The sequence below is a fragment of the Candidatus Pelagibacter sp. PS_17 genome (assembly GCF_059417945.1).
This window is the reverse complement of sequence record NZ_CM182073.1, coordinates 636,958-661,003: the sequence shown is the minus strand read 5'-3', so window position 1 is coordinate 661,003 and position 24,046 is coordinate 636,958. Positions and strand designations below refer to the sequence as shown.

Genomic DNA, 24,046 nt, shown 5'->3' with positions numbered 1-24,046 from the left:
TATATATTAAAAAAGGTAGAAAACAACTGCATGAGCTTAGACAACAAAAACATAATTGACTTAGATCTAAAAAAAGATCAAAAAGTTTTAGATTTTAGTGATTTTCAAAAACAAGATGTTAAATTTGATATTAATAAACTCCAAGAGGCTTATAACCAAATTGTTCAAACAAGAAAATTTGATGATGGCGGTGGTATTGCTCACTTTGGGGCTATTTGTTTAACACAAATTCCTGGAGATCCAGATTCTATTAAAGGAAGCAAGGCTAGAGGCTCTTACTGGACAAAACCAGACAAATCAGGAAAAGAAGTTACTAGAGATGTTTCAATAGATGAGGCTGCATACTCTGAATTTATACCAGACTATGAAAACACTTATTTCAAGGAAGTATTTAATGCACTTTCTTCAAAATACAAATTAGGTAGAGTTAGAATTTTACTTAAGGAGCCAAGATCAACATTGAGTTGGCATAGAGATCCAGAGCCAAGGTTACATATACCTATAATTACAAACCCTGGTTGCTTAATGGTTATTGATAATGTTGCAAAACATATGCCTGCTGATGGCTCAGTGTGGGTAACTAATAATGTAAAATACCATAATGCCTTTAATGGTGGTGAAGAAAACAGAGTTCACTTGGTAGCCTGTGTTTTAGATTATAAGTTTAATTAAATTGAAAAAAATATTTTTATCTTCTGATCATGCTGGTTATAAATTAAAAGAATTAATTAAACTTCATTTAGATAAAAAGAAAATTAACTATACAGACTTAGGTCCATTCAATAGTGAAAGTGTTGACTATCCAGACTATGCTCATAAAGTTGCTAAAAAGGTTAAAACAAACAATAATCATGCCGGCATACTCGTATGTGGCTCTGGGATGGGAATGAATATTGCTGCAAATAGACATAAAAATATACGTGCTGCTCAGTGTTTTAATTTGAAATCGACTAAATTATCAAGATTGCATAACGATGCAAATATCATTACATTAGGATCAAGACTACTTACTAAAAAAACTGCTTTAAATTGTGTTAGCGTTTTTTTAAATACAAAGTTTGAAGGTGGAAGACACGCAAAAAGAATTAAAAAGATTTAATTATGTCTAGTGAAAAAAACTATTTAAATGAGAATTATAAAAGCTTTTTTGAAGACAGCTTATCTGTAACTGATCCAGAATTACATAAAGCCATAAGTGATGAGCTAAAAAGACAACAACAACATATAGAATTAATTGCTTCTGAAAATATAGTTTCTCAAGCTGTTTTAGAGGCTCAAGGCTCTGTTTTAACAAATAAATATGCAGAAGGATATCCTGGAAAAAGATACTATAATGGATGTGAGCATGTTGATGTTGCTGAAAATTTAGCCATAGAGAGATTAAAGAAAATTTTTGATTGTAAATTTGCAAATGCCCAACCACATTCTGGGGCTCAAGCAAATGGTGCTGTATTTTTGGCACTTTTAAATCCTGGTGATACGTTTATGGGAATGAGTTTAAATTCTGGTGGACATATTACTCATGGGTTGAAAATATCAATGTCAGGTAAATGGTTTAATCCCATAGGGTATGACGTTGATAAAGAGTCCGAACTTATTGATTATGATAATGTTGAAAAACTTGCATTAGAACATAAACCAAAACTCATAATTTGTGGTGGTAGCGCTTACTCTAGAGTAATCGACTTTAAAAGATTTAGAGAGATTGCTGATAAAGTAGGGGCATATTTGATGGTGGATATGGCTCATTTTTCAGGTTTAGTTGCTGGTAAAGGTTATCCTAACCCATGTGAACACGCACACGTAGTTACCTCAACAACTCATAAAGTTTTCAGAAGTGCTAGAGGTGGAATTATTTTAACTAATCATGAAGACCTAGCAAAAAAATTTAACACTGCAGTATTCCCTGGTTATCAGGGTGGACCGTTGATGCATGTCATTGCTGGAAAGGCTGCTGGGTTTTTGGAAGCTTTAAGACCAGATTTTAAAGATTATATCAAATCAGTTTTGGCAAATGCCAAAATTTTATCTGAGACACTTAAGAATAATGGTTTTAAGATTTATTCTGGTGGAACGGATACTCATTTAATGTTAGTTGATCTAAGACCTTTCAATGTTAAGGGTAATGCCGCTGCTGAAAGCCTTTCAAATGCTAATATTACCTGTAACAAAAATGGAATACCTTTTGATTCCGAAAAGCCAATGATTACTTCTGGGATAAGACTTGGAACTCAAGCTGCAACAACTAGAGGCTTTGGTTTAAAAGAATTTGAGAAAGTAGGAGAATTAATTACCAAAGTTGTAAAAGGTTTGTCTGAAAACCCTGAGGATAACAGTAAAATTGAAGAAGAGGTTAGAAAGGAAGTTATAGATCTTACATCTAACTTTCCAATCTATAAAAATTTAAAATAATGATTTGTTCAATTTGTAAAAAAGGTGAAACATCAGTAGTAGATTCTAGACCTACAGAAGATGGAACAGCCATAAGAAGAAGAAGACTTTGTGTGTGTGGAGCTAGATTCACAACTTTCGAAAGAGTACAATTTAGAGAAATAATGGTAGTCAAAAAGAATGGAAGAAAATCATCATTTGATAGAGATAAACTTTCTAAATCAATTTATATAGCATTAAAGAAAAGACCTATTGATACCGAAACAGCAGAAAAATTTATTAGTCGAACTTCAAGAGCTTTAGAAGAACTTGGTCAAAGTGAAATTTCATCAAATACAATTGGCACAATGGTTATGGAAGGTTTGAAAGATCTTGATCCTGTTGCATACGTTAGATTTGCATCTGTTTATAGAAATTTTAGAGAAGAAAAAGACTTTGTGCAATTCGTGGACAAATTAGATGTCTACAAAAAAAGATAAATTTTCAATTAAAGATAAAATTTTTATGGAGCTTGCTTTGAATTTGGCAAAAGCTCGTCATGGACTTACTGGAATTAATCCTTCTGTAGGCTGTGTGATTGTCAAAAATAATAAAATACTTTCAATTGGTCAAACAGGTTTTAAAGGTACACCTCATGCAGAATTTAATGCCATTAAAAATTCACATGAAAATATAGAAGGCTCAAAAATGTATGTCACCCTTGAACCATGTAGTCATTATGGAAAAACTCCTCCATGCACAAATATTATAATTAAAAATAAAATTAAAGAAGTTGTCTATGGAGTTGAAGATATTGATAAAAAAGTTAAAGGTAAAACTTTAAAAATTCTTAAGTCAAAAAATATTTTAGTAAAAAAAGATTTACTCAAAAAACAAATTAATAAATTTTACGCACCTTATTTTTTTAATAGAAAAAAAAACCTTCCTTATGTTACTGGTAAAATTGCAATTTCTAAAAATAATTTGATATATAGCAAAGATACTAAAAGAATTTCAGATATTCATACTGATAAATTTACACATTTTCTTAGATATAAAAATGACTCGTTAATGATTTCTTCCAAAACTTTAAATAAAGATGACCCAAAACTCAATTGCAGACTAGAAGGTTTGAGTAAATTTTCTCCTAAAAGAATAATTTTAGATAGAAACTTAGAAATTAAAAAGAATTCATATATTTTTAAAACAGCAAATAAAGACAATACTATAATTTTTTATCATAACGCCAAAGCTGAGGTGAAATTAATGTTAAAAAAAAAAGGTATAACTTTAATCAAAAGTAAATTAAATAAAAATAGCTTTGATATTAAATCAATTTTAATGAAACTCTATGTCCTTGGCTGTAGGAATTTATTAGTTGAAGGGGGAAATGATCTTTCTAAACACATTATTAAAAAAAAATTATTTAATGAATTTTATTTATACAAATGTAGTAAAAGTTTATCAAAGTTAGTTAATCATAAAGAGTTTGGTTTTCTTAAAGAACTAAAGAAAAATTATAAAAATAAATTGAAAATTAATAAAAAATTAGGCAAAGATGTAATTACACTTTACAAATAATATTATGTTTAACGGAATAATTTTTAATCAAGGTTTAATTACTAAATTTGAAAAAAGATCAAAAGGTATTAATATTTTTGTAAAAGCTGATTTAAAATTAACACGTAAAGATTTGGGCGTATCAGTTGCTTGTGATGGTGTTTGCTTAACATTAATCGACATTAAAAATCAGATAATGGAATTTTATCTTTCTGATGAAACTATACAAAGATCAAAATTTAAATTCCTAAAAATAAATGATAAAATCAATCTTGAACTTCCTTTAAAATTTGGCCAAAAAATATCAGGACATATTTGCCAAGGCCACATCGATGCGGTAGGCAAAATACAAAGTATTAAAAAAATTGATAAATCATATTTATTTGATTTTGAAATTGTTAAAAAAGAACGAGCAAATTTAATTGATAAAGCCTCCATATGTATAAATGGAATTTCTTTAACAATTTCCAAAGTAACCAAAAAAGGTTTTCAAGTTTGGGTTATTCCACACACTTTTAAGCTAACCAATTTATCTTTATTAAAAAAAAGCAGTCTAGTTAATATAGAGATAGATATCTTATCTAAATACGTTAGAAATTATTTTAATGAAAAAAAATAATTATGCATCCATTGAAAGTATAATAAATATCGCAAAGAAAGGTGGTATGTTCATCTTAGTTGATGATGAGAAAAGAGAAAACGAAGGAGACTTAATAATATCAACCACTGACTCAAGCGCTAAAAATATAAATTTTATGGCAAAATATGGTCGTGGATTAATTTGTTTGGCGCTAGATAGTGTACAAGCAAAGCGATTAAATTTATCTTTGATGTCACCAATCAATCAATCAAGGAATAAAACTGCATTTACAATTTCTATTGAAGCAAAAAAAGGAATAACAACAGGTATCTCAGCAAAAGATAGAGCAAAGACAATTAAAATTGCTTCAAAAAAAAATGCAAATAAGAAAGACATAGTTTCACCTGGACATGTTTTTCCAATTATTGCGAAAGACGGCGGCGTTTTAGTAAGAGCTGGTCACACAGAAGCCTCTGTTGATATTTCAAAACTTGCTAAAAAAAATAACTCTGCAGTTATTTGTGAAATAATGAATGAAGATGGGACAATGGCCAAAGGCCAAGATTTATTTGATTTTGCAAACAAACATAATTTAAAGATAGGTAAAATTGAAGATCTTATTGCTTATCGTTTAAAAAAAGAAAAATTAATTAAACTTAAAAAACAATCAGATATTAAAGTAAAAAATCAAAAATATAAAATTCGAATTTATGAAAACCTTTTAGATGGATCTGAGCATTTTGCTTTGATTAAAGGAAATATTAAAAAAGGGATAATACCAAGAGTTAGAGTAATTTCTTCTAACGTAGTTCAAAATTATTTAATCAATCAACAATTACCAAATTCATTTGATAAAACTTTAAATTATTTTAAGAAATTTAATAACTGTGTTTTAGTTTTTATAAAAGATACAAATTTAAAATCTGTTACACAAACACTTAAGGATTATAAAAACAAAAATTTCTATAAAAAAGGAAATGATAAGCTTATAAGAAATTATGGTATTGGTGCTCAAATAATTAAAGATTTAAAGATTAAAAATATGATATTAATTACTAAGTCTCTTAAAAAAGTTATTGGTTTGGAAGGTTATGATATAAAGATTACTAAACAGGAAATTATTTAATGAAAAGAAAATATCTAATAGTTATTGCTGATTATTATAAAGATATATCAAAGGGTTTACTAAGTAGTGCAAAGAGCATATTACCTAAATCTAGTTTAATAAAAATTATTAATGTTCCTGGTGTTTTTGAAATACCAGTTACGATTTCAAAGAATATTAAGAAATACGATGCTTTTTTAGCTCTTGGTTGTGTTATTAAAGGCCAAACACCTCATTTTGATTTTATTTCTCATTCTTCAACTGATGCAATAATGAAACTTTCTGTAGATAGCAAAAAACCCATTGGTAATGGAATTATTACCTGTCTTAATATGCGTCAAGCTATAGCTAGGAAGAAAAAGGGTAGAGAAGCAGCTCAAGCTGTAATATCTGTTCTTTCTCAATAACAATGAGAACTCCATATAATCCCAATCAAAGTCCGAGGGTAATTATTATCCAAAAATTATATGGAAATTTTTTTAATGATGACACAGACTTAACTTTTCCCAAACATAGATTTAAAAAATTCATTAAGGATGTTGTTTTAGGTACTATTGAAAGAGATGAAGTTATTAAAGAAGAGGTTAAAAAATATCTAAGTGAGGACTTAGAGTTAACTAATTTAGACCAGGTTTTTCAAGTGATAGTAAAATCTGCTATATTTGAGTTTTTATACAAACCTAAAGTTTCTTCTAAAATAATTATTAAAGAATATCTTGATGCATCAAACTTTTTTTTAGAAGATGGTCAAACTAAATATTTAAATGCAATATTAGACAAAATAGCTAAAAAAATAAGAACCACTAATGCATGAATTTGAATTAATAAAAAATTATTTTCAAAAACTTTCTAAAAAATCACCAAGTGCCTTAAATTTGAATGATGATGTTTTTTTTGATAAAAAAAATAAATTAGCAGTATCTGTTGATACTTATACAGAAGGCAATCATTTCATAGACTTTAAAAGACCTGATCTTGTCATTAAAAAAATAATTAGATCATCAATTTCAGATTTAATATGCAAAGGTATTAAACCAAAATATTATTTTATTTCTGGTTCTGGTAATAAAAAAAGTTTTTCTAAATTAAATTTATCAAAAATCAGCAAATCACTTAATCAAGAACAAAATAAATATAAAATATTTTTAAGTGGTGGAGATACAGTTTTTTCTAACAAGTTAAGTTTTACAATTACTTCAATAGGTTTTGCCGATAATATTATCTATAGAAACAAAGCTAAACTTTATGATGATGTATATGTCTCTGGAAATATAGGAGACAGCTATTTAGGGCTATTAGTTTTAAAAAATAAAATTAAGCTTAATTCAAGATTAAAAAAATATTTTACTAATCAATATTTTATGCCAAATATTCAATTAAAATTAATTGATCAAATTAAAAAGTTTGCCAATACCTCAATTGATATATCTGATGGACTTATAGCGGACCTTGATAAAATGATTAATAATCAGAAATTATCTTATAAAATTTTTTTAAAAGATATTCCAATTTCAAGTAACCTAAAGAAGATACTTGCTCTTAAAAAACTATCTAAGATTAATTACATTTCTAATGGTGATGATTATCAGGTCTTATTTACAGCTTCTAAAAATAAGATGAGAATCATAAGAAAAATAGCTACTAATTGTAGAGTTAAGCTAACTAAAATTGGCACAATTCAAAGCCATGTTAAAAAATCATCCATTGTAGATGATGAAAATCGGCAAATTACCCTTAAAAATAAAGGTTATTTTCATAAGTTTTAAAAAGTTAAATATTGCCTTTTATTGCTTTTTTTGTATTGTCCGGACTTTAAAGAATAAAATTTAACAACCAAACAACCAAAGGCAAAATGAACTCACTAATAGAAACAATATTATTATTTACCATAGCAGCTGGATCTCTTTCAATCGTTTATGGTTTTTTTACAGGAATGAATATCCTTAACTCAAGTGCAGGAAATGCCAAGATGCAAGAAATAGCATCAGCAATTCAAATTGGTGCTAAGGCTTATTTAGCAAGACAATATAAAACAATTGCCGTGGTTGGAGTTGTTGTTTTAGTTATTATTTTCTTTGTGTTCAGTCCATTAGTTGGTTTAGGTTATTTAATTGGTGCTACATTATCAGGTATAGCCGGTTATGTTGGAATGTTAGTTTCTGTTCAAGCTAACGTTAGAACTGCTGAAGCATCAAGAAAAGGTTTAGCAAGCGGTCTTGCTGTTGCATTTAAATCAGGTGCTGTAACTGGAATGTTAGTTGCTGGATTAGCTTTACTTGCAATCGCAGTTTATTACTATTTTTTATTAAAAGCAGGTATTGATGACAGAGAAGTTATTAATGCATTAGTTGCATTAGGTTTTGGTGCTTCTTTAATATCAATTTTTGCAAGATTAGGTGGTGGAATTTTTACAAAAGGTGCTGATGTTGGTGCTGACTTAGTTGGTAAAGTTGAAGCGGGTATTCCAGAAGACGATCCTAGAAATCCAGCTGTAATTGCTGACAATGTTGGAGATAACGTTGGTGATTGTGCTGGTATGGCAGCAGATTTATTTGAAACTTATGCTGTAACAATTGTTGCAACAATGGTTCTTTCTTCGATATTTTTCTATGGTGATATAAATATGATGATCTATCCTCTAACTATTGGTGGGGCTTGTATTTTAACATCAATCTTAGGAACTTTCTTTGTTAAACTTGGAAAAAGTAAAAATGTTATGAACGCTTTATATAAAGGATTTGTAGTTTCTGCTGTTTCTTCATTAATAATTTTATACCCTGTTACTGATTATGTAATCGGATTTGCAAGCGAATATACTGTTAATGGTAAAAGTTTTACTGGTATGAGTTTGTATTACTGTGGAATAATTGGTTTAGTTATTACTGGACTATTAATTTGGATTACTGAATACTACACTGGTACTGAATACAGACCAGTAAGAAGTATTGCTAAATCTTCTACAACTGGTCATGGAACAAACGTTATCCAAGGCTTAGCTGTTTCTATGGAAGCCACTGCTGTACCAGCTTTAATTATTGTTGCCGGTATATTAGCAACAAATTCAATCGCTGGTCTTTATGGTATCGCTATTTCAGTAACTACAATGCTTGCATTAGCAGGTATGGTTGTTGCTCTTGATGCTTATGGTCCTGTAACAGATAATGCTGGCGGTATTGCTGAAATGGCTAAATTACCAAATAGTGTTAGAAAAACTACTGATGCATTAGATGCAGTAGGTAATACGACTAAAGCTGTTACTAAAGGTTATGCTATAGGTTCAGCAGGTCTAGGTGCTCTAGTATTATTTGCAGCTTATGTTGAGGATATCAAACACTTTTCAGGTGTAGCAGGTTCAAAGCTTGAAGGAATTGTCGTAACTTTTGATTTATCGAATCCTTACGTTGTAGTTGGGTTATTAATTGGTGGAATGCTTCCATATTTATTTGGATCAATGGGTATGCAAGCCGTTGGAAGAGCAGGTGGTGCAGTGGTTGTCGAAGTAAGAAGACAATTTAAAAAATATCCAGGTATCATGAAGGGTAAACAAAAACCTGATTATGCTAAATTAGTAGATTTATTAACTTTAGCTGCTATTAGAGAAATGATTATACCTTCATTATTGCCAGTTCTTTCTCCTATTGTTCTATACTTTGTAATACTAGCTATAGGTGGTCAAGTTGCTGCTCTAGCTGCAGTAGGTGCAATGTTGTTAGGTGTAATTATTACAGGTTTATTTGTAGCTGTTTCAATGACTGCGGGTGGTGGTGCTTGGGATAATGCAAAAAAGTATATTGAAGATGGAAATCACGGTGGAAAAGGTTCTGAAGCACACAAAGCTGCTGTAACTGGCGACACTGTTGGAGACCCGTACAAAGATACTGCTGGTCCTGCTGTAAACCCAATGATTAAGATTACTAATATTGTAGCTTTATTATTGTTAGCTGTAATTGCTGGCTAAGAAAAGGTTAATTTCTTTTTCTTTTACCTAAGGGGTCGTTAATTTTCTGTCTCATACTGGATAGAAAGTCGTATACAAATGTGTTTTTCTTGTATTGATTTTCAGTGGTTTGTTCTGCAAATTTCAATTCTTGCATATTAGTGAGATCCAGAAACTCTTTCGTTTCTAGAAGACCCATACTGTTGATTTCTAATAATAGAACATTGTTTACAATAATTCTTTCACTGCCAAATTTTGTAAGAGATGAATTATCTGTTTTTCTTTCAATATAAATCCATAAATCATTGTCAAAAGTACTTTTAGTTGATGGTGAACCTAATAATCTTAAAATATCGTTTTTATTTGACTGATTAACAGTAAGTTTTTCTTGTTTTTTATTTAAAAAATGAACACCGTGGTGTTTTTCAACTTTTTTTAAAGTACAAGCTGAAATAAATAATGATATTATAATAAATACAAATAATTTTCTCATGGATAAAAACTATATAAATATTTACAACAATTTAGTTCAATTAACTAGAAATAAAGATTTGTATAAAGATTTTAAAAACCAAGACACTTTTTCTGATAGATTAATATTCTTTTTACTTCATTTTGCTTTCTTTTTGAAAGTTTATAAGGAAAATAATGATAAAAAAATACTACAAGAGATTTATGATTTTACCTTCAGACAAGTTGAATTAAGCATCAGGGAAATTGGTTATGGTGATCAATCAATTAATAAAAAAATGAAAGATTACCTAAACTTATTCTATGGAATGATCGACAAAATTCATAGTTGGGATGAATTAGATATAGAATCTAGAAACTCTATTTTGGTAAATTTTTTAGATAATTCATCTAATATTGAGTATTTGGTTAATTATTTTGAAAATTATAGGTTAAATTTAAAAAATAATACTTTAAATTCTTATATAAAAGGTGTAGTTAAGCACTAATTTTATTATGGCTGTACCTAAACGAAAACAATCACCGTCAAGAACTGGAATGAGAAGAGCTCAGAATATGAAGTTCAAATCTACTAATATTGTTGAGGACAAGAAATCTGGAGAATACAGATTACCTCATCACTTAGATCTAAAAACAGGCATGTATAGAGGTAGACAAGTTTTAGATCCTAAGGAATAAAAGTCCAAAATTAAATGAGCAAAATAATAAAAATTGCAGTTGATGCAATGGGTGGAGATAATTCACCAAAAAAAATTATTGATGGAATTAATCATCATTATAAAAGTAACACTAATACTTTTTATCAAATTTTTGGTGATAAGGAAAAAATCCAAAATTATATCAATCAATTACCCACATCTTCATTTGAAATAATTCACACCAAAGATTTGGTTAAAGGAACTGATAGTCCTTTAGAAGGAGCTAAAAGAGGAAAAAATACTAGTATGTGGTTAGCCATTCAAAGTGTTAAAGAAAAAAAATCTGACATAGTTATTTCTGCCGGTAACACTGGAGCATTACTTGTTATTTCAAAACTTAATCTAAAGATGATTGAAAACATTGATAAACCAGCTCTTTCTGCTTTATGGCCAAATAAAAAGAATATGAGTGTAGTGTTAGATTTAGGAGCTAATATCGAATGTAGTCCAAAAAATTTAATTGATTTTTCTATAATGGGATCTTCGTTATTTAAATCGTTATATCCTGATGATACCGCTAAAGTTGCTTTATTAAATATAGGGTCTGAAGAAATTAAAGGTAATGAGATTATCAAAGAAACTTACCAACAATTAAATCAAAGAAATAACACTGACTTTGAGTTTAAGGGTTATATAGAAGGTAATCAGTTAATGAATGGCGATGTAAATGTTATCGTTGCAGATGGGTTTACTGGGAATATTGCTTTGAAGACAGCCGAAGGTACTGCAAATTTTATTACAAGTGAATTAAAGAAAGCCATGACAGGTAATATTTTTGGTAAAATTTCATCTTTACTAAATATTTCAAATTTAAAAAAATTTAAAGAAAGATTAGATCCCAGACTTTATAATGGTGCAATTTTCATAGGTTTAGATTCTCCAGTTATCAAAAGTCATGGTGGAACAGATTATATAGGTTTTTCAAACTCATTAAGTGTTTGCACTAGAATTGTCACTGGAAATTTAATAGAAAAGATAAGAAACAACATAAGTTAATGCAAAGAACCAACTTAACAAAAAAAGATCTTATAAATTCAATTTATATGCAAATTGGTTTTTCAAAAAATGTATCTGAAAATTTAATTGATGATTTTCTAATTACAATAGTAGACAATTTAAAAATAGAAAAAAAATTAAAGCTCTCTAAATTTGGTACTTTTTCTATAAGGGCAAAAAAAAGTAGAATTGGACGAAATCCTAAAACAAAAGAACAAACAACCATATCTAATAGAGATGTTGTTTTATTTAAAGCTTCTAAGGAATTTAAAGATTTGGTAAATTCTAAGAATGATTCATAAAAATAGTGATGCTTATAAGTCAATAGGTGAGGTTGCTAAAATTCTTGGTCTTGTAAATAAAAAAAAAGGAACCTTGAATACTCATACTATTCGATTTTGGGAGAAGGAATTTAAGCAAATTAAGCCAAAAATTTTAAATGGTAATAGAAGATATTATAATAATGATACTATTGAGGTTTTAAAAAAAGTTAAATATCTACTCAAAGATCAAGGAATGACAATTATTGGTGTTAAAAAAGTTCTTAATTCTGATAAATCATTAAAACTTGACGAATTACCAAATAATTCTATAAATGCTGATTATAATTTAAAAAATAAACTTAAAAAGATTTCCGATTTAATAAAAAAAATAAAAAGTTTAAAATAAAATGGCAAAAAAAACGCACGTTAAAGTTAGATTAGTACCAGAGGCTAAACCTGATAGTCCTTTTTTTTATTATGTTAAAAAACCTGCGGGTGGTGAAAAAGCTAAAGTTAAATTGTCTGCAAAGAAATATAACCCTTCTACAAGAAAACATGAAATGTTTGTGGAAAAAAAATTACCTCCACACAGTAAATAGTACTATTTTTTTCTAAAATTTCTTTTTTCGTAATCAATAAAAGACCAAATCATATTTTTCCAAATTCTATTAGTGATTTTTGGGTCAATATTAGTTTGTATTGATTTTTTTTTAATTTTTTTAAGTATAAAATTGATCCTTTTTTGATCAATTATTTCTTTTTTATGGATTTTTACTTTTAGCACTTCATTGACTAATGAAGATCTTTTTTTGATTAATTTAAGTAAATCATTATCAAGTTTATCAAGCTTAATTCTAATCTGATTTAGTTTTTTTTTATTTGTAGGCGACATTTATTCAATTGGTTATTAAGATAATTATTATAAGTATAATTTATGTTTGTAAATAGCGACAACTATATAAAATATTTAAAATTGTGGTTAATAACTTTATTTTCATTAATTGTTCTTATGGTAGCTGTCGGTGGTCTTACTAGACTAACAGACTCTGGTTTATCAATCACAGCTTGGGAGCTTTTTACTGGAATACTCCCACCTATGAATATTAATGAGTGGAATTTTTATTTCACAGAATACAAAAAAATTCCTGAATATAAAAATATTAACTACGGCATGTCCTTAGATGAATTTAAAGTAATTTTTTATTGGGAGTATGCTCATAGATTGTTAGCAAGATTTGTAGGTTTGTTTACTTTAGTGCCTTTGCTTTTCTTTACTCTCTATTTTAAAAAAACTCTGCATTATTCTAATAAATATTATTGGATTTTTTTTCTTGTGTGTCTTCAAGGATTCATCGGTTGGTATATGGTATCTAGTGGATTAATTGAAAATAATGACGTTAGTCACTTTAGACTTAGCATTCATTTATCTTTGGCCTTATTTATTTTATGTTTAATTTTTTGGTATATTTTAGATATTCATAAAATTAAGAAATTTGAAAATAAAATTCCAAATTTATTTTTATTATTCATACTTAAATTGATAGTTTTACAGATTGTTTTGGGTGCTTTTTTATCAGGTTTAGATGGTGGTCTTATCTATAATTCATGGCCTGATATGAATGGTAGTTTTTTTCCAAATGATGTTAGTTATGGTGATTTAATTACTACTCAATTATTTAACAACCCATCAATTATTCAATTTTTGCATAGATCAACTGCATATTTGCTTTTATTTTTTATAATCATTTTAAATTTTATCTATTTTAAAAAACAATATGATTTTAAATATGTATTATTTTTTGATGTTGCTATCTTGTTTCAAATTTTTTTAGGAATTATAACTTTGATTTCTGGTGTAGAGATTACATACGCTTCACTACACCAGCTAGGTTCAATATTAGTTTTGAGTTCTTATTTTTTGATATTATATAAAAACTCTAACTAACTGCTTTCAAATTCCCTTTAGAAGATTTATTTAAAGCTTGGTCTAAATCCTCAATAATGTCATCTATATGCTCAATACCAATACATAATCTTACGTATCCAGGAGTTACACCTGAGGCTAACAATTCTTTTTCTGTTAACTGACTATGAGTTGTTGTTGCAGGATGAATTGCTAAACTTCTTGCATCTCCAATATTTGCAACATGATAAAACATTTTTAAAGACTCGATAAATCTCTTACCTGCTTCAATACCACCTTTGAGCTCAATACCAACTAAACCACCATTTCCTTCATTAAGGTATTTTTTAGCACGATCAGCAATTTTACCTTCATGTTCTGTTGGATAGATTACTCTTGTTACTTCTTTATTTTTCTTTAAATAGTCAACAACTTTTGATGCATTTGAGCAGTGTTGTTTCATTCTAAGAGCAACAGTTTCAAGCCCTTGAATAATTCCAAATGCATTGTCAGGTGATAGGGCAGAACCAAGATCTCTTAGTAATGTAACCCGCGCTCTTACTGCAAAAGAAACATTAGCCCCAGTTAATTCTGGAACCACTTTTCCCCATATAGCTCCACCGTAACTTGCGTCAGGTTCGTTAAATAAAGGTTGTCTTTTGGGATCAGCTGTCCAATCAAAATTACCTCCATCAACTAAAGCTCCACCTACAACTGTACCGTGACCACCTATATATTTTGTTAATGAATAAACTACTACAGCAGCACCATGTTCTAAAGGTTTGCAAATTACAGGGGCAGCTGTGTTGTCCATTATTAATGGTATATTGTATTTTTTACCAATATCAGAAACTTCTTTAATTGGAAAAACTCTCAAATAAGGATTTGGTAAAGTCTCACCATAAAAAGCTCTAGTTTTATCATCAACAGCTTTTTCAAAGTTTTTTGGGTCAGAAGGGTCTGCATATCTAACTTCAATACCAAGTTTACTTAATGTATGCGTGAATAACGAAATAGTACCTCCATATAAATCCGTAGAGCTGACTATATTATCTCCAGCTTGTGCAACGTTTAAAATTGCAAAAGTTGATGCGGTTTGTCCAGATGCTACTGTTAAACAGGCTAATCCTCCTTCTAATGAAGCAACTCTTTTTTCAAGAGCATCATTTGTTGGATTCATTATTCTTGTATAAATATTTCCAAATTCCTTAAGAGCAAACAAATTCGCAGCATGTTCAGTACTATCAAATTGATACGATGTTGTTCTATAAATTGGAACTGCTACTGCTTTGGTTGTTGGATCACTTCTATAATCACCACCATGTATAGCTATAGTCTCAGGGTTTTGTCTTTTTGTACTCATCTTAATACTCCTTTTTTAGTACTTTTGCTTTATGCAAGGCGTACAATACAGTTCAAATGCGCCTACCGATAATGTGGGTAAAAAATCCTTTTTAGCAATAACTAGCCTGCAATAGGAACAAATCGGCTATATAAAAATATCATTTAAGCAAGATATTGCAAGGGAAATATAAAATTGACATTATATCTAATAATAGTATTAATCCTCGCACAATGACAAAATTTCTAAAAAGTGGTGATTTAAACAGTAACTGGTTTGAGATAGATGCTAAAAATGCTGTAGTTGGCAGATTGGCTTCTATTATTGCTATGATTGTTAGAGGAAAAAATAAAACAACTTTTACACCTCACATGGATGATGGTGATTTTGTTGTTGTTAAAAATGTTGAACAAGCAAAGTTCACAGGAAAAAAATTTAAAGATAAAAAATATTATAGACATACTGGTCACCCAGGTGGAATTAAAGAAATTACTCCTGAAAAGTTATTAGAAAAAAATAAACCTGGTGAAACATTAAAATTAGCTATTAAAAGAATGTTACCTGGGGGAGTTCTAGGAAGAAAACAGTTAACTAAAGTAAAAATTTATGCTGGTGAAGAACACCCTCATGCAGCACAAAACCCAAAACTTTTAGACCTAGGTAAATTAAACAGTAAAAATTTAATAAGAAATTAATATGGAAACAGCAGCTACACCAAATAAAATTTCTACAAAAAAACCTAAAATTAAATTAGATTTTAAAGATAGTAAATACGCAACTGGTAGAAGAAAAAAATCTATTGCAAAAATTTGGGTGAAAAAAGGTACAGGCAAAATTTACGTTAATGGCAGAACTATGGATGAGTATTTCACAAGTGGAAGTCACAAAATGCAAATCACAAGACCATTTGAGATTATAAACCAAGCAACTGATTACGATGTAAGATGTAGCGTAGCAGGTGGTGGTCACACAGGTCAAGCTGGTGCAATGGTTCATGGTATTGCTAAAGCATTAATCTTATTTGATTCAGAGAATAGAGCAGTACTTAAGACAGAAAAACTTAATACAAGAGACTCTAGATCAGTTGAAAGAAAAAAACCTGGTCGTAGAAAAGCAAGAAGAAGCTTCCAATTCTCGAAAAGATAATTCTTTTTTAACTCTAAACTGCTATAATAAAAAAATGCCTAAGCTTAATGTTTTAGTTGCTGGATCTACAGGTTATATTGGTGTTCAATTAATTAAATTATTAGTTAAACACAGCAATGTTAACATTAAATATCTTTGTGGTAATACGTCTGTTGGAAAAAATATCTCTAGTTATGAAAAATCATTAAGTTCAAAAAAATTACCTAAAATTATTAGATACAATAAAGAACTTTTAAAAAACATAGACCTTGTTTTTACAGCTCTACCTAATGGTGAAGCACAAGATATTTCAAATGATTTATTAAAACACAATATATTAATTGATTTAGCTGCAGACTTTAGACTTAATAAAGCATCAAATTATCTAAAATGGTACAAACAAAAACACAGATCTGTCAAAAATATTAAAAAATCAATTTATTCATTACCAGAAATCAATGGTGACAAATTAAAGAAATTTAATATTATTGGATGTCCAGGTTGCTACCCAACATCAATACTTTTACCACTTATTCCATTAGTTAAGAAAAATTTAATAAAAACAGATAATGTTATTATAGATTCAAAATCTGGTTACTCTGGTGCTGGAAGAGGTGTGCATAAAAAATATAAGGAAAAAAATCTTTATGAATCCTTAAGCGCTTATGGTGTGGGTTTCCATAGACATAACTCTGAAATTCAACAAGAAATCGAAAACTATACTAAAAAGAAATTTTCTTTTACATTCACACCCCATTTAACACCAATGTTTAGAGGGATACTTAGTACTATTTACTTAGACCTTAACAAAGGTGTAGGTATTAAAAATTTAGAAAACACTTTAAAGAGTCAATATTCAAAAAACAGATTCGTTAAAATTTTAAAAACAAATTCATTGTTAAGTACAAATGATGTAATTAACACAAATAATTGCTCTATAGTAATTTGTAAAACTAAGTATAAAAATAGAGTTATTATTTTATCTGTTATTGATAATTTGATTAAAGGTGGGGCAGGTCAAGCAATACAAAATATGAATATCAAATATGGTTTTAATGAAACAAAAGGATTAATTTGAAATACTTATTTTTATCCCTAATTGTATTTTTAACTTCGTGCTCATTAAACAAAGAATCTACTTATTGGAATGAAGATCCTATTAAAAAGTCTAATGATGACAAAAAACTTTCTCAGATATTAAAAAAAACTGGTGATTACAAATCTATGACTTTTGATGAATTTAACCTCTTTCTTAAAGATTATTCAAAAAATGCAGAATATCCAGATATTAACCAATAGATGAAAAATATAATCAACATTGCTGTAGTTGGTCTAGGACAAGTTGGTATTTATTTGTTAAATGAACTTAATACTAAAAAAAAAGATATTGAACTTAAGACAGGTAAAAAGATTAACGTTGTAGCTGTTTCGGCAAGAAGCATTTCTAAAAAAAGAAGATTTAAAGTTAATAAAAAAATTTTTTTTAAAAACCCATTAGAAATTTTTGATAAGACCAAAGTAGATATTTTATTTGAAGCTATAGGTATGTCAGATGGGATTTCAAAAAAAGTTGTGGAAACTGCTTTAAAAAATAAAATACATGTAATCACTCCTAATAAAGCACTTATCTCTAAACATGGTGATTATTTGGGAAAATTAGCAGAGGAAAATAATGTTAATTTAGAATTTGAAGCATCTGTTGCTGGTGGTATTCCAATATTAAGAACCATTAAAGAGGGTCTTGCAACTAACAAAATTTCTAAAGTTTATGGAATTTTAAATGGTACTTCTAACTATATTCTTTCAGAAATGGAAAATTCTAATGATAGTTTTTTAAATGTATTAAAAAAAGCTCAAAAATTGGGATACGCTGAACCAGGTAACCCTAAATTAGATTTAAATGGTTTTGATGCATTTGCTAAAGTAAGAATTTTGTCTGCTCTAGCTTTTAATACTAAAATTTCAAAACATAAATGCTTAATGGAAGGTATTGAAAAAATTGAATTAAAAGACATAGAAATTTCCAATCAATTAAATTTACGAATCAAACTCCTTGGCATTTCAGAACTAATTAATGGCCAACTTTTTGAAACTGTACACCCATGCTTAGTTAGTAAAAGTTCTTATATTGGTAACGTTGGTGGTGTTATGAATGCTGTTATTCTCGAAGGAAAACCTGTGGGTGAAAGTATATTGCAAGGGGAGGGAGCTGGCCCTGGACCTACTTCTTCATCTTTATTATCAGATTTACTTTCAATTTTAAGAGGTAATATTAAGAAGCCATTTGGCATTCCTGGCAATAAGCGTAAATTAATTAAGTGTTACAACGTTGATAATTATGTGAATTCACTATATTTGAGATTTGAAGTTAAAGACAAACCAGGTGTTTTATCAACAATCACAAACCGACTAGCTAAGTATAAAATTTCAGTAAAAAGATTAATCCAAACTCCTGACAAAAAAAATAATAAAGCTACTATTGTTATTATTACCCATAAAACTAATGAACTTAATTCCAAGAACTGTCTTTCTGTTTTTAATAAAGACAAAAATATTCTTAGATACCCAACATTGATTAGAATTTATAATTAATGGAAATATATCTAAAACTGTTTGAGGTTTTATTTCCTGTCTTTTTTGTAGTTGGTATTGGTTATTATCTTGGCAAAAATAATCCAAAATTAGACACTTCTTTTATTACTACCTTTGCAGCAAATATTGGTACTCCAGCAATGATAATATATTCTTTAACATCAACTGGAATGTCTTTTGACATTTTTAAAAATTATTTTTGGTACTATTTGATAGCAATTTTTATTTTTACAATAGTAGGTATAGTTTTTTTATTTTTTTTAAATACTAAAGATATTATTCGTGAGTTACCCCCTTTTGTTATGCCTAATACTGGTAATATGGGTTTACCAATATGTTTATTCGCTTACGGCACTCAAGGTTTGGGTATCGCTGCTGCAATTTCAGCCTTAATAGTGCTATGCCATTTTACTCTTGGAGTATTTCTTGCTGATAGAAAATTTGATTTAAGTGTAATTCTTAAAAACCCACCTTTTTATGCAATTATAATTTCAGTAATCTTTCTATACTTTAGAATAGAACTTCCTCTCTTCGTTGAAAATACAACTTTTCTGCTAATGTATGCTACGATTTTTTTAATATTAATGTCTTTAGGAATTGCTCTTACTCGTTTTAAGATTTTTTCATTCAAAAAAGCATTTATATCATCAATAGGAAGGGTAATACTTGGCCCAATAATTGGTTTTTCAATAATAAAATATTTTAACCTTTCAGGTTTTGCTGCTGGTGTTCTATTAATTCAATGCTCAATGCCCAGCGCTGTTTTAAATTATCTTGTGGCATCAATTTATTCGCCAAAAAAGATTGTAGATAGTGTTGCTAGTACCATTGTTGTTTCAACAGTCATGTCTTTTTTTACTATTCCTGTAGTCGTATTCTTTGCTTTAAAATACTTTAATTAAACTGTATCAATTGGCTTATGAAAGCCATCATATTTAACCTTTTAGCCTGGGTAATGCTTCCAATCATGGATGGTTTTGCAAAATATTTAAGTGCCGATATGCCCGTTTTACAGATCACGTGGGCTAGATATTTTTTTACGGTCGCATTCACTCTTCCAATAATGTTCTTGTTTTATAATAAGCAGCTTGTATGGACTGATAAACCTAAGTTACAAATAATAAGAGGGTTAATACTACTTTCTGCTAATATTTGTTTTTTCTACGCAATTTCTGTTATCTCTTTAGCTAAAGCTCTGACACTTGCTTTTGTAGCACCTTTAATTGTTACTGCATTTTCTCCTATATTTTTGGGTGAGAAGGTGGGTATAAGAAGGTGGACTGCTGTTATTATAGGATTTATAGGCTCTCTAGTGGTTATAAGACCAGGTTTTGTGGAGATTAACTTGGCCAGTCTAGCTGCATTAGGAACAGGTGTAATGTATGGGTTCTATTTAATAATTACACGTAAATTGAGCACTTCAGATAACCCTTTATTAACTTTATTACTAACCGGATTAGTTGGGTTAATCGCTGTTTCAGGGTTAATGCCATTCGTTTGGGTTAATCCAACTCCTTCTCAATGGTCTATGATGGCCTCAATAGGCGTATTTGCCTGCATTGGGCACTTATTTCTTATATTATCACTTAAATACGCTGATGCCTCTAAATTGGCTCCATTTAGCTATTTTGAAATCATTACTAATATAATTATTGGGTATTACTTCTTTAGTGACTTTCCTGATAATTGGACATTCTTAGGCTTATCCATTATTATTATGAGTGGAGTTTATATCTCAAGAAGAGAATCTTATATTAAATCCTATTAACTAGGTATTACTTGTTTACTAATATCTAATATTATACATTAATACTATATTATATACTACTGTAATTATTGGTTTAATTATAATATTATAAATTTCTAAAAATTACAGATAAAATATAATAATATTTAAAAATAGTTAAATTATAGTTACTAAAATAGCTTAAAAATAAAATAAAAGTAGCATAAATCTATTTTTCTAACGTTGAAAAAGCTAGAATTGGGTAATTTTAATTTTTAGTAAATTAAATATAGTTTTTAAGCTAGCTAAAATGGTTATTTACTATTGATATTAAATACTTATTTCAATTGATAGGGTATTTTTGTTAAAATTAGAGTTTTTATAGAGTATAATAGGGTGTTAAAAAAGCTAGTAAAATGGTCTTTTTTACTCTCTCTATAATCGTTGTTATTGTTGACAAGTAGAGCAATGCAGTATGAGAATATACTGTTTAAACGCTCATAGGATGGTCTATTTTAGCTAAAAGTCCATTTGCAGTACAACTGAAGGATGCATTAGAGTAATTAGACAAAAATATGGCTAAATAGCTAAAAAGTATTTAATACCAATGGTTTTTAATGTTTTTTTAGGTTAAAAGTACTATTTTATGAAGACTTTTTCTGATCTCAATAAACGACGTTTTTGTTGAATTCCACCCTTTCCAGAGTATCCTCCGAGACTTCCATCTGATCTGATCACTCGATGACAGGGTATTTTAGGTGGATAGGGGTTTTTACCTACTGCATTAGCAACAGCTCTGAATGCCTTAGGTTTTCCAATGGCTTTAGCAACTTCCAAGTAGGTTTTAACTTTACCTTTGGGTATTTTCTTTAGGTAATTCCAAACTTTTAGCTGAAACTTAGTTCCCTTTAAGTTCATAGAGTTCAAACCCAGTGTTATTAGCTATTTTATCGTATAATTTCTTTGCATTTTCATTGGAAGAGTGGGTGATCCAACGAATTCCATCCCAATTATTGGTTTTAGATAATGATTTTAGGTGACTAATAAGTTTTTGAGCTATTTTTTGACCTCTAAATTCTGGCTCTACAAACAAATCATCTAAAAAACCAATATATTGGCCCTTAATTGGTCTTGGCATTTTTCTGTAATGGGCAATTCCAACGATTTTACCATCTAATTCATAGCAAATAGCATTAACATCATGACTTTTATCATGAATCCATCCCCATAAAATGTCTAAAATCCCTGTATTCATTGGTACTTTGTAAAAATTAGCATAACTATTGTATAATTTAGCCCAATTTTCCTTATCTTTTTTCACTAATTTTCTAATCATTTGCTTTAAATAACAATTTTAAATTATTGATATATATACTAATTGTTTAAATTTCTAAAACTTGCAGCCCTTTTACATTTATCAATTTTTTTTTATAGCTTGTAATGTTCTTCGCATACTTTTAATTTAGCTCTTAATTCATAAGTAGTTTCCATAATTGTTTCTATAGAGACAATGATCTAACCTAAAAGTATGGATAAGATAACAAGATATTCTTTTTTCATTATCTTAAATTATAGCTATTGACATAAGAAATCACTTAATATATTACTAACGATAATTAATGGTTATCAATAGTAATAAGTATGAATGATATAATTACAGATATAAAGGCCTTACAAGAAGAAACTTTATTAAACCTTCAGAACTCTAAAGCTATTAATACGGTAAGAGCTTATAAATCAGACTTCAATGATTTTGGAATTTTTTGTGCTCGGAATGGATTTAAGTCTCTTCCATCAAACCCTAAAATAGTTTCTTTGTATTTAACTCATTTATCAACTAAAGAAGCCAAAATGAGCACTTTAAAGCGTAGGTTAGTATCAATAGGTGTCATCCATAAGTTAAAAGGGCATTATTTAGATACAAAACATCCTTCAATTATTGAAAATATTATGGGTATTAAAAGAAGGAAAGGTAGCATTCAAAAAGCTAAAAAACCTATATTAATCAATAGTTTAAAATTAATAATTGATGCTATAGATCAGGAAAATAAGCAAGAAATTAAAAAATTTAGAGATAGATCTATAATATTAATTGGGTTTTCAGGTGGATTTAGGAGAAATGAGATAGTCTCGCTAGATTATGATGATCTAGATTTCGTTCCAGAAGGCTTAAAAATTAATATTAAGAGATCTAAAACAGATCAATTTGGTGAAGGTTTCACAAAAGCACTACCCTACTTTGATAGCTCTCAATATTGCCCAGTGATATCGTTAAAAAACTGGTTAAATATATCAAAAATAACCTCAGGTCCTATATTCAGAAGATTTTTGAAGGGGTCAAAGTTATCAGAAAATAGATTAACAGATCAAACTGTAGCTATACTTATTAAAGAGTATTTAAATTTAGCTGGAATAAACAGTAAAAATTATTCAGGTCATAGCTTAAGATCAGGCTTTGCAACATCTGCAGCTGAGTCAGGAGTGGAAGAAAGAAATATAATGGCAATGACAGGTCATAAGTCTACAGAAATGGTAAGAAGATATATTAAAGAAGCAAATTTATTTAAGAATAATGCATTAAATAAAATAAAATTATAATTTAATTTATATTTCTATTTTGTTTAAATCAAAATTAGAAAAAAAATAATCGGTTTTATTAAATCTATTATCTGAAATTAAATTGTAATTAATACTTTTAAAAAATGAAAATACTTTATCAATATTCTTATCTTTGATTTCTATTTGACAAAAAACATTGTTTTTAGTTAATAAGTTTACAGCACCATTTAAAACTTTATCTTCAAAACCTTCAGTATCAATTTTAATAACAATATTTTTTTTTTCTAAATAATGAAGGTTATCTAACAAATTCATCTTACATTTTTCTTTTATAACAGCATTTTTTTCACCAATTTCATAGTTTGGAGAGTAATCCTCAGTAGCACCTAACTCAACAATAGATTCTTCATCTCCAATAGCAAGACGAAATGTTTGAATGTTTTCAATATTATTAATCTTTATAGAATTGTTAAGTCTTTGAATATTTCTATCTATTGGGTCGTATGAAAAAATTTTTAAATTTTCAAATTTATTAGATAGTCTTAAAGAATAAATTCCCCAACAAGATCCAATATCAAAAAAATAATTAATTTTTTTATTCTTAATTATATTGCAAATTGGTTGAAAAAGTTCATTTTCGTACGTTTTATGAAAGAAAAAACGACGATCGATCAAATGTCTTAAATCAAGATCGTAGTTAATTCCATCTATAGAAATTTTTTTATTATATTTGTTAAATAAAAAAATATATTTTTTATATAATGATGGAATTAATCTTTTAAAAATAGGCAATTTAATTAATTGTGAAAACATAAAAAT

The 24,046-nt window shown here is 28.6% G+C and carries 32 protein-coding genes and 1 riboswitch; of the genes, 26 read left to right on the top strand and 6 right to left on the bottom strand.

The window, feature by feature from the left end; all coding sequences use genetic code 11:
* Window positions 1-30 precede the first annotated feature (30 nt).
* The 11 genes from AC5SML_RS03480 to AC5SML_RS03430 all read left to right on the top strand — a co-directional run bounded on the left by AC5SML_RS03480 (window position 31) and on the right by AC5SML_RS03430 (window position 9,573).
* Window positions 31-672, top strand: a complete 642-nt coding sequence (locus AC5SML_RS03480) for an aspartyl/asparaginyl beta-hydroxylase domain-containing protein (protein WP_494617632.1) — start codon at window positions 31-33, stop codon at window positions 670-672.
* A 1-nt stretch (window position 673) separates the two neighbouring features.
* Entirely contained in the window at window positions 674-1,099 is a 426-nt protein-coding gene (rpiB, locus tag AC5SML_RS03475) for a ribose 5-phosphate isomerase B (RefSeq protein WP_020169452.1), read from the top strand.
* A gap of 2 nt (window positions 1,100-1,101) precedes the next feature.
* Window positions 1,102-2,412 (top strand): serine hydroxymethyltransferase, encoded by a 1,311-nt coding sequence (glyA, locus tag AC5SML_RS03470; RefSeq protein WP_494617630.1) that lies wholly within the window; start codon window positions 1,102-1,104, stop codon window positions 2,410-2,412.
* Window positions 2,412-2,870 carry a transcriptional regulator NrdR gene (gene nrdR, locus AC5SML_RS03465; protein WP_006996878.1) on the top strand — a complete coding sequence of 153 codons (459 nt, stop codon included), beginning with the start codon at window positions 2,412-2,414 and terminating at the stop codon, window positions 2,868-2,870. The genes glyA and nrdR overlap by 1 nt, the downstream gene beginning before the upstream one ends.
* A complete protein-coding gene (gene ribD, locus AC5SML_RS03460) occupies window positions 2,851-3,951 on the top strand; it encodes a bifunctional diaminohydroxyphosphoribosylaminopyrimidine deaminase/5-amino-6-(5-phosphoribosylamino)uracil reductase RibD (protein ID WP_271622893.1) in 1,101 nt (366 codons plus the stop codon). Before nrdR ends, ribD begins: the two co-directional genes overlap by 20 nt.
* 4 nt (window positions 3,952-3,955) lie before the next feature.
* Entirely contained in the window at window positions 3,956-4,549 is a 594-nt protein-coding gene (locus AC5SML_RS03455; RefSeq protein WP_494617629.1) for a riboflavin synthase, read from the top strand.
* The gene (gene ribB, locus AC5SML_RS03450) at window positions 4,536-5,636 is read left to right on the top strand and encodes a 3,4-dihydroxy-2-butanone-4-phosphate synthase (RefSeq protein ID WP_006996881.1); all 1,101 of its coding nucleotides are present in this window, start codon (window positions 4,536-4,538) and stop codon (window positions 5,634-5,636) included. Before AC5SML_RS03455 ends, ribB begins: the two co-directional genes overlap by 14 nt.
* Window positions 5,636-6,022 (top strand): 6,7-dimethyl-8-ribityllumazine synthase, encoded by a 387-nt coding sequence (ribH, locus tag AC5SML_RS03445; RefSeq protein WP_006996882.1) that lies wholly within the window; start codon window positions 5,636-5,638, stop codon window positions 6,020-6,022. The genes ribB and ribH overlap by 1 nt, the downstream gene beginning before the upstream one ends.
* A 2-nt stretch (window positions 6,023-6,024) precedes the next feature.
* Window positions 6,025-6,429, top strand: a complete 405-nt coding sequence (locus AC5SML_RS03440; protein ID WP_011282132.1) for a transcription antitermination factor NusB — start codon at window positions 6,025-6,027, stop codon at window positions 6,427-6,429.
* Window positions 6,422-7,381, top strand: a complete 960-nt coding sequence (gene thiL, locus AC5SML_RS03435; protein ID WP_278386584.1) for a thiamine-phosphate kinase — start codon at window positions 6,422-6,424, stop codon at window positions 7,379-7,381. The genes AC5SML_RS03440 and thiL overlap by 8 nt, the downstream gene beginning before the upstream one ends.
* Before the next feature lie 86 nt (window positions 7,382-7,467).
* A complete protein-coding gene (locus AC5SML_RS03430) occupies window positions 7,468-9,573 on the top strand; it encodes a sodium-translocating pyrophosphatase (RefSeq protein WP_271564669.1) in 2,106 nt (701 codons plus the stop codon).
* Window positions 9,574-9,580: 7 nt separating this feature from the next.
* On the opposite strand, the gene bamE is transcribed toward AC5SML_RS03430, so the two are convergent.
* Window positions 9,581-10,045, bottom strand: coding sequence for an outer membrane protein assembly factor BamE domain-containing protein (gene bamE, locus AC5SML_RS03425; RefSeq protein WP_494617627.1), 465 nt, complete (start codon window positions 10,043-10,045; stop codon window positions 9,581-9,583).
* Here bamE and AC5SML_RS03420 point away from each other — a divergent pair.
* Genes AC5SML_RS03420 through AC5SML_RS03395 form a run of 6 tightly spaced genes read left to right on the top strand, consistent with a single transcriptional unit; the run spans window position 10,044 to window position 12,579 of the window.
* A complete protein-coding gene (locus AC5SML_RS03420; RefSeq protein ID WP_006996887.1) occupies window positions 10,044-10,511 on the top strand; it encodes a ubiquinol-cytochrome C chaperone family protein in 468 nt (155 codons plus the stop codon). The genes bamE and AC5SML_RS03420 overlap by 2 nt on opposite strands.
* 7 nt (window positions 10,512-10,518) lie before the next feature.
* The gene (gene rpmF / locus AC5SML_RS03415; RefSeq protein ID WP_011282128.1) at window positions 10,519-10,701 is read left to right on the top strand and encodes a 50S ribosomal protein L32; all 183 of its coding nucleotides are present in this window, start codon (window positions 10,519-10,521) and stop codon (window positions 10,699-10,701) included.
* A gap of 14 nt (window positions 10,702-10,715) precedes the next feature.
* Window positions 10,716-11,717 carry a phosphate acyltransferase PlsX gene (gene plsX, locus AC5SML_RS03410; protein WP_494617626.1) on the top strand — a complete coding sequence of 334 codons (1,002 nt, stop codon included), beginning with the start codon at window positions 10,716-10,718 and terminating at the stop codon, window positions 11,715-11,717.
* Window positions 11,717-12,019: an integration host factor subunit alpha gene (locus AC5SML_RS03405; RefSeq protein ID WP_494617625.1), complete on the top strand. Its 303-nt coding sequence runs from the start codon at window positions 11,717-11,719 to the stop codon at window positions 12,017-12,019. Before plsX ends, AC5SML_RS03405 begins: the two co-directional genes overlap by 1 nt.
* Window positions 12,009-12,386 (top strand): MerR family transcriptional regulator, encoded by a 378-nt coding sequence (locus AC5SML_RS03400; protein WP_271563510.1) that lies wholly within the window; start codon window positions 12,009-12,011, stop codon window positions 12,384-12,386. The genes AC5SML_RS03405 and AC5SML_RS03400 overlap by 11 nt, the downstream gene beginning before the upstream one ends.
* A gap of 1 nt (window position 12,387) precedes the next feature.
* On the top strand, window positions 12,388-12,579 hold the full coding sequence (locus AC5SML_RS03395) for a 50S ribosomal protein L33 (RefSeq protein ID WP_006996892.1): 192 nt from the start codon (window positions 12,388-12,390) through the stop codon (window positions 12,577-12,579).
* A 2-nt stretch (window positions 12,580-12,581) separates the two neighbouring features.
* Here AC5SML_RS03395 and AC5SML_RS03390 read toward each other — a convergent pair whose 3' ends face one another.
* Window positions 12,582-12,872, bottom strand: coding sequence for a chorismate mutase (locus AC5SML_RS03390; protein WP_006996893.1), 291 nt, complete (start codon window positions 12,870-12,872; stop codon window positions 12,582-12,584).
* A 42-nt stretch (window positions 12,873-12,914) separates the two neighbouring features.
* On the opposite strand from AC5SML_RS03390, the gene AC5SML_RS03385 reads away from it, so the two are divergent.
* Entirely contained in the window at window positions 12,915-13,925 is a 1,011-nt protein-coding gene (locus AC5SML_RS03385; protein ID WP_011282124.1) for a COX15/CtaA family protein, read from the top strand.
* On the opposite strand, the gene AC5SML_RS03380 is transcribed toward AC5SML_RS03385, so the two are convergent.
* Complete coding sequence (locus AC5SML_RS03380; RefSeq protein WP_006996895.1) at window positions 13,918-15,246, bottom strand: O-acetylhomoserine aminocarboxypropyltransferase/cysteine synthase family protein; 1,329 nt, start codon at window positions 15,244-15,246, stop codon at window positions 13,918-13,920. The genes AC5SML_RS03385 and AC5SML_RS03380 overlap by 8 nt on opposite strands.
* 4 nt (window positions 15,247-15,250) lie before the next feature.
* A riboswitch (SAM riboswitch) is annotated at window positions 15,251-15,319 on the bottom strand.
* 139 nt (window positions 15,320-15,458) lie between these two features.
* On the opposite strand from AC5SML_RS03380, the gene rplM reads away from it, so the two are divergent.
* Genes rplM through AC5SML_RS03345 form a run of 7 tightly spaced genes read left to right on the top strand, consistent with a single transcriptional unit; the run spans window position 15,459 to window position 20,710 of the window.
* Window positions 15,459-15,920 (top strand): 50S ribosomal protein L13, encoded by a 462-nt coding sequence (gene rplM / locus AC5SML_RS03375; protein ID WP_006996896.1) that lies wholly within the window; start codon window positions 15,459-15,461, stop codon window positions 15,918-15,920.
* Between the two features lies 1 nt (window position 15,921).
* Window positions 15,922-16,371 (top strand): 30S ribosomal protein S9, encoded by a 450-nt coding sequence (rpsI, locus tag AC5SML_RS03370; RefSeq protein WP_271626358.1) that lies wholly within the window; start codon window positions 15,922-15,924, stop codon window positions 16,369-16,371.
* A 34-nt stretch (window positions 16,372-16,405) separates the two neighbouring features.
* Window positions 16,406-17,428 (top strand): N-acetyl-gamma-glutamyl-phosphate reductase, encoded by a 1,023-nt coding sequence (gene argC, locus AC5SML_RS03365; RefSeq protein ID WP_494617623.1) that lies wholly within the window; start codon window positions 16,406-16,408, stop codon window positions 17,426-17,428.
* Complete coding sequence (locus AC5SML_RS03360) at window positions 17,425-17,649, top strand: hypothetical protein (protein ID WP_271741978.1); 225 nt, start codon at window positions 17,425-17,427, stop codon at window positions 17,647-17,649. The genes argC and AC5SML_RS03360 overlap by 4 nt, the downstream gene beginning before the upstream one ends.
* On the top strand, window positions 17,650-18,942 hold the full coding sequence (locus AC5SML_RS03355) for a homoserine dehydrogenase (RefSeq protein ID WP_494617622.1): 1,293 nt from the start codon (window positions 17,650-17,652) through the stop codon (window positions 18,940-18,942). It begins immediately after the preceding gene.
* Window positions 18,942-19,844 (top strand): AEC family transporter, encoded by a 903-nt coding sequence (locus AC5SML_RS03350; RefSeq protein WP_020169438.1) that lies wholly within the window; start codon window positions 18,942-18,944, stop codon window positions 19,842-19,844. The genes AC5SML_RS03355 and AC5SML_RS03350 overlap by 1 nt, the downstream gene beginning before the upstream one ends.
* A gap of 17 nt (window positions 19,845-19,861) precedes the next feature.
* Complete coding sequence (locus tag AC5SML_RS03345; protein ID WP_041185791.1) at window positions 19,862-20,710, top strand: DMT family transporter; 849 nt, start codon at window positions 19,862-19,864, stop codon at window positions 20,708-20,710.
* Between the two features lie 597 nt (window positions 20,711-21,307).
* On the opposite strand, the gene AC5SML_RS03340 is transcribed toward AC5SML_RS03345, so the two are convergent.
* Window positions 21,308-21,586, bottom strand: a complete 279-nt coding sequence (locus tag AC5SML_RS03340) for a methylated-DNA--[protein]-cysteine S-methyltransferase (protein ID WP_006996903.1) — start codon at window positions 21,584-21,586, stop codon at window positions 21,308-21,310.
* Window positions 21,567-22,004 (bottom strand): GNAT family N-acetyltransferase, encoded by a 438-nt coding sequence (locus tag AC5SML_RS03335; RefSeq protein ID WP_494617621.1) that lies wholly within the window; start codon window positions 22,002-22,004, stop codon window positions 21,567-21,569. The genes AC5SML_RS03340 and AC5SML_RS03335 overlap by 20 nt, the downstream gene beginning before the upstream one ends.
* Before the next feature lie 305 nt (window positions 22,005-22,309).
* On the opposite strand from AC5SML_RS03335, the gene AC5SML_RS03330 reads away from it, so the two are divergent.
* Window positions 22,310-23,266 (top strand): site-specific integrase, encoded by a 957-nt coding sequence (locus AC5SML_RS03330; protein WP_494617620.1) that lies wholly within the window; start codon window positions 22,310-22,312, stop codon window positions 23,264-23,266.
* A gap of 6 nt (window positions 23,267-23,272) precedes the next feature.
* On the opposite strand, the gene AC5SML_RS03325 is transcribed toward AC5SML_RS03330, so the two are convergent.
* Window positions 23,273-24,040 carry an FkbM family methyltransferase gene (locus AC5SML_RS03325; protein ID WP_494617619.1) on the bottom strand — a complete coding sequence of 256 codons (768 nt, stop codon included), beginning with the start codon at window positions 24,038-24,040 and terminating at the stop codon, window positions 23,273-23,275.
* Window positions 24,041-24,046: the final 6 nt, after the last annotated feature.

Coding starts and splice junctions, on each gene's coding strand:
- AC5SML_RS03340 (WP_006996903.1), bottom strand. CDS start 21,586: ATGAACTTAAAGGGAACTAAGTTTCAGCTAAAAGTTTGGAATTACCTA.
- bamE (WP_494617627.1), bottom strand. CDS start 10,045: ATGAGAAAATTATTTGTATTTATTATAATATCATTATTTATTTCAGCT.
- AC5SML_RS03385 (WP_011282124.1), top strand. CDS start 12,915: ATGTTTGTAAATAGCGACAACTATATAAAATATTTAAAATTGTGGTTA.
- argC (WP_494617623.1), top strand. CDS start 16,406: ATGCCTAAGCTTAATGTTTTAGTTGCTGGATCTACAGGTTATATTGGT.
- plsX (WP_494617626.1), top strand. CDS start 10,716: ATGAGCAAAATAATAAAAATTGCAGTTGATGCAATGGGTGGAGATAAT.
- rpmF (WP_011282128.1), top strand. CDS start 10,519: ATGGCTGTACCTAAACGAAAACAATCACCGTCAAGAACTGGAATGAGA.
- AC5SML_RS03440 (WP_011282132.1), top strand. CDS start 6,025: ATGAGAACTCCATATAATCCCAATCAAAGTCCGAGGGTAATTATTATC.
- AC5SML_RS03350 (WP_020169438.1), top strand. CDS start 18,942: ATGGAAATATATCTAAAACTGTTTGAGGTTTTATTTCCTGTCTTTTTT.
- ribH (WP_006996882.1), top strand. CDS start 5,636: ATGAAAAGAAAATATCTAATAGTTATTGCTGATTATTATAAAGATATA.
- nrdR (WP_006996878.1), top strand. CDS start 2,412: ATGATTTGTTCAATTTGTAAAAAAGGTGAAACATCAGTAGTAGATTCT.
- ribD (WP_271622893.1), top strand. CDS start 2,851: ATGTCTACAAAAAAAGATAAATTTTCAATTAAAGATAAAATTTTTATG.
- AC5SML_RS03325 (WP_494617619.1), bottom strand. CDS start 24,040: ATGTTTTCACAATTAATTAAATTGCCTATTTTTAAAAGATTAATTCCA.
- AC5SML_RS03330 (WP_494617620.1), top strand. CDS start 22,310: ATGAATGATATAATTACAGATATAAAGGCCTTACAAGAAGAAACTTTA.
- AC5SML_RS03420 (WP_006996887.1), top strand. CDS start 10,044: ATGGATAAAAACTATATAAATATTTACAACAATTTAGTTCAATTAACT.
- rplM (WP_006996896.1), top strand. CDS start 15,459: ATGACAAAATTTCTAAAAAGTGGTGATTTAAACAGTAACTGGTTTGAG.
- AC5SML_RS03390 (WP_006996893.1), bottom strand. CDS start 12,872: ATGTCGCCTACAAATAAAAAAAAACTAAATCAGATTAGAATTAAGCTT.
- rpsI (WP_271626358.1), top strand. CDS start 15,922: ATGGAAACAGCAGCTACACCAAATAAAATTTCTACAAAAAAACCTAAA.
- glyA (WP_494617630.1), top strand. CDS start 1,102: ATGTCTAGTGAAAAAAACTATTTAAATGAGAATTATAAAAGCTTTTTT.
- AC5SML_RS03335 (WP_494617621.1), bottom strand. CDS start 22,004: ATGATTAGAAAATTAGTGAAAAAAGATAAGGAAAATTGGGCTAAATTA.
- AC5SML_RS03355 (WP_494617622.1), top strand. CDS start 17,650: ATGAAAAATATAATCAACATTGCTGTAGTTGGTCTAGGACAAGTTGGT.
- AC5SML_RS03400 (WP_271563510.1), top strand. CDS start 12,009: ATGATTCATAAAAATAGTGATGCTTATAAGTCAATAGGTGAGGTTGCT.
- thiL (WP_278386584.1), top strand. CDS start 6,422: ATGCATGAATTTGAATTAATAAAAAATTATTTTCAAAAACTTTCTAAA.
- AC5SML_RS03405 (WP_494617625.1), top strand. CDS start 11,717: ATGCAAAGAACCAACTTAACAAAAAAAGATCTTATAAATTCAATTTAT.
- AC5SML_RS03455 (WP_494617629.1), top strand. CDS start 3,956: ATGTTTAACGGAATAATTTTTAATCAAGGTTTAATTACTAAATTTGAA.
- AC5SML_RS03380 (WP_006996895.1), bottom strand. CDS start 15,246: ATGAGTACAAAAAGACAAAACCCTGAGACTATAGCTATACATGGTGGT.
- AC5SML_RS03480 (WP_494617632.1), top strand. CDS start 31: ATGAGCTTAGACAACAAAAACATAATTGACTTAGATCTAAAAAAAGAT.
- AC5SML_RS03395 (WP_006996892.1), top strand. CDS start 12,388: ATGGCAAAAAAAACGCACGTTAAAGTTAGATTAGTACCAGAGGCTAAA.
- ribB (WP_006996881.1), top strand. CDS start 4,536: ATGAAAAAAAATAATTATGCATCCATTGAAAGTATAATAAATATCGCA.
- AC5SML_RS03430 (WP_271564669.1), top strand. CDS start 7,468: ATGAACTCACTAATAGAAACAATATTATTATTTACCATAGCAGCTGGA.
- AC5SML_RS03345 (WP_041185791.1), top strand. CDS start 19,862: ATGAAAGCCATCATATTTAACCTTTTAGCCTGGGTAATGCTTCCAATC.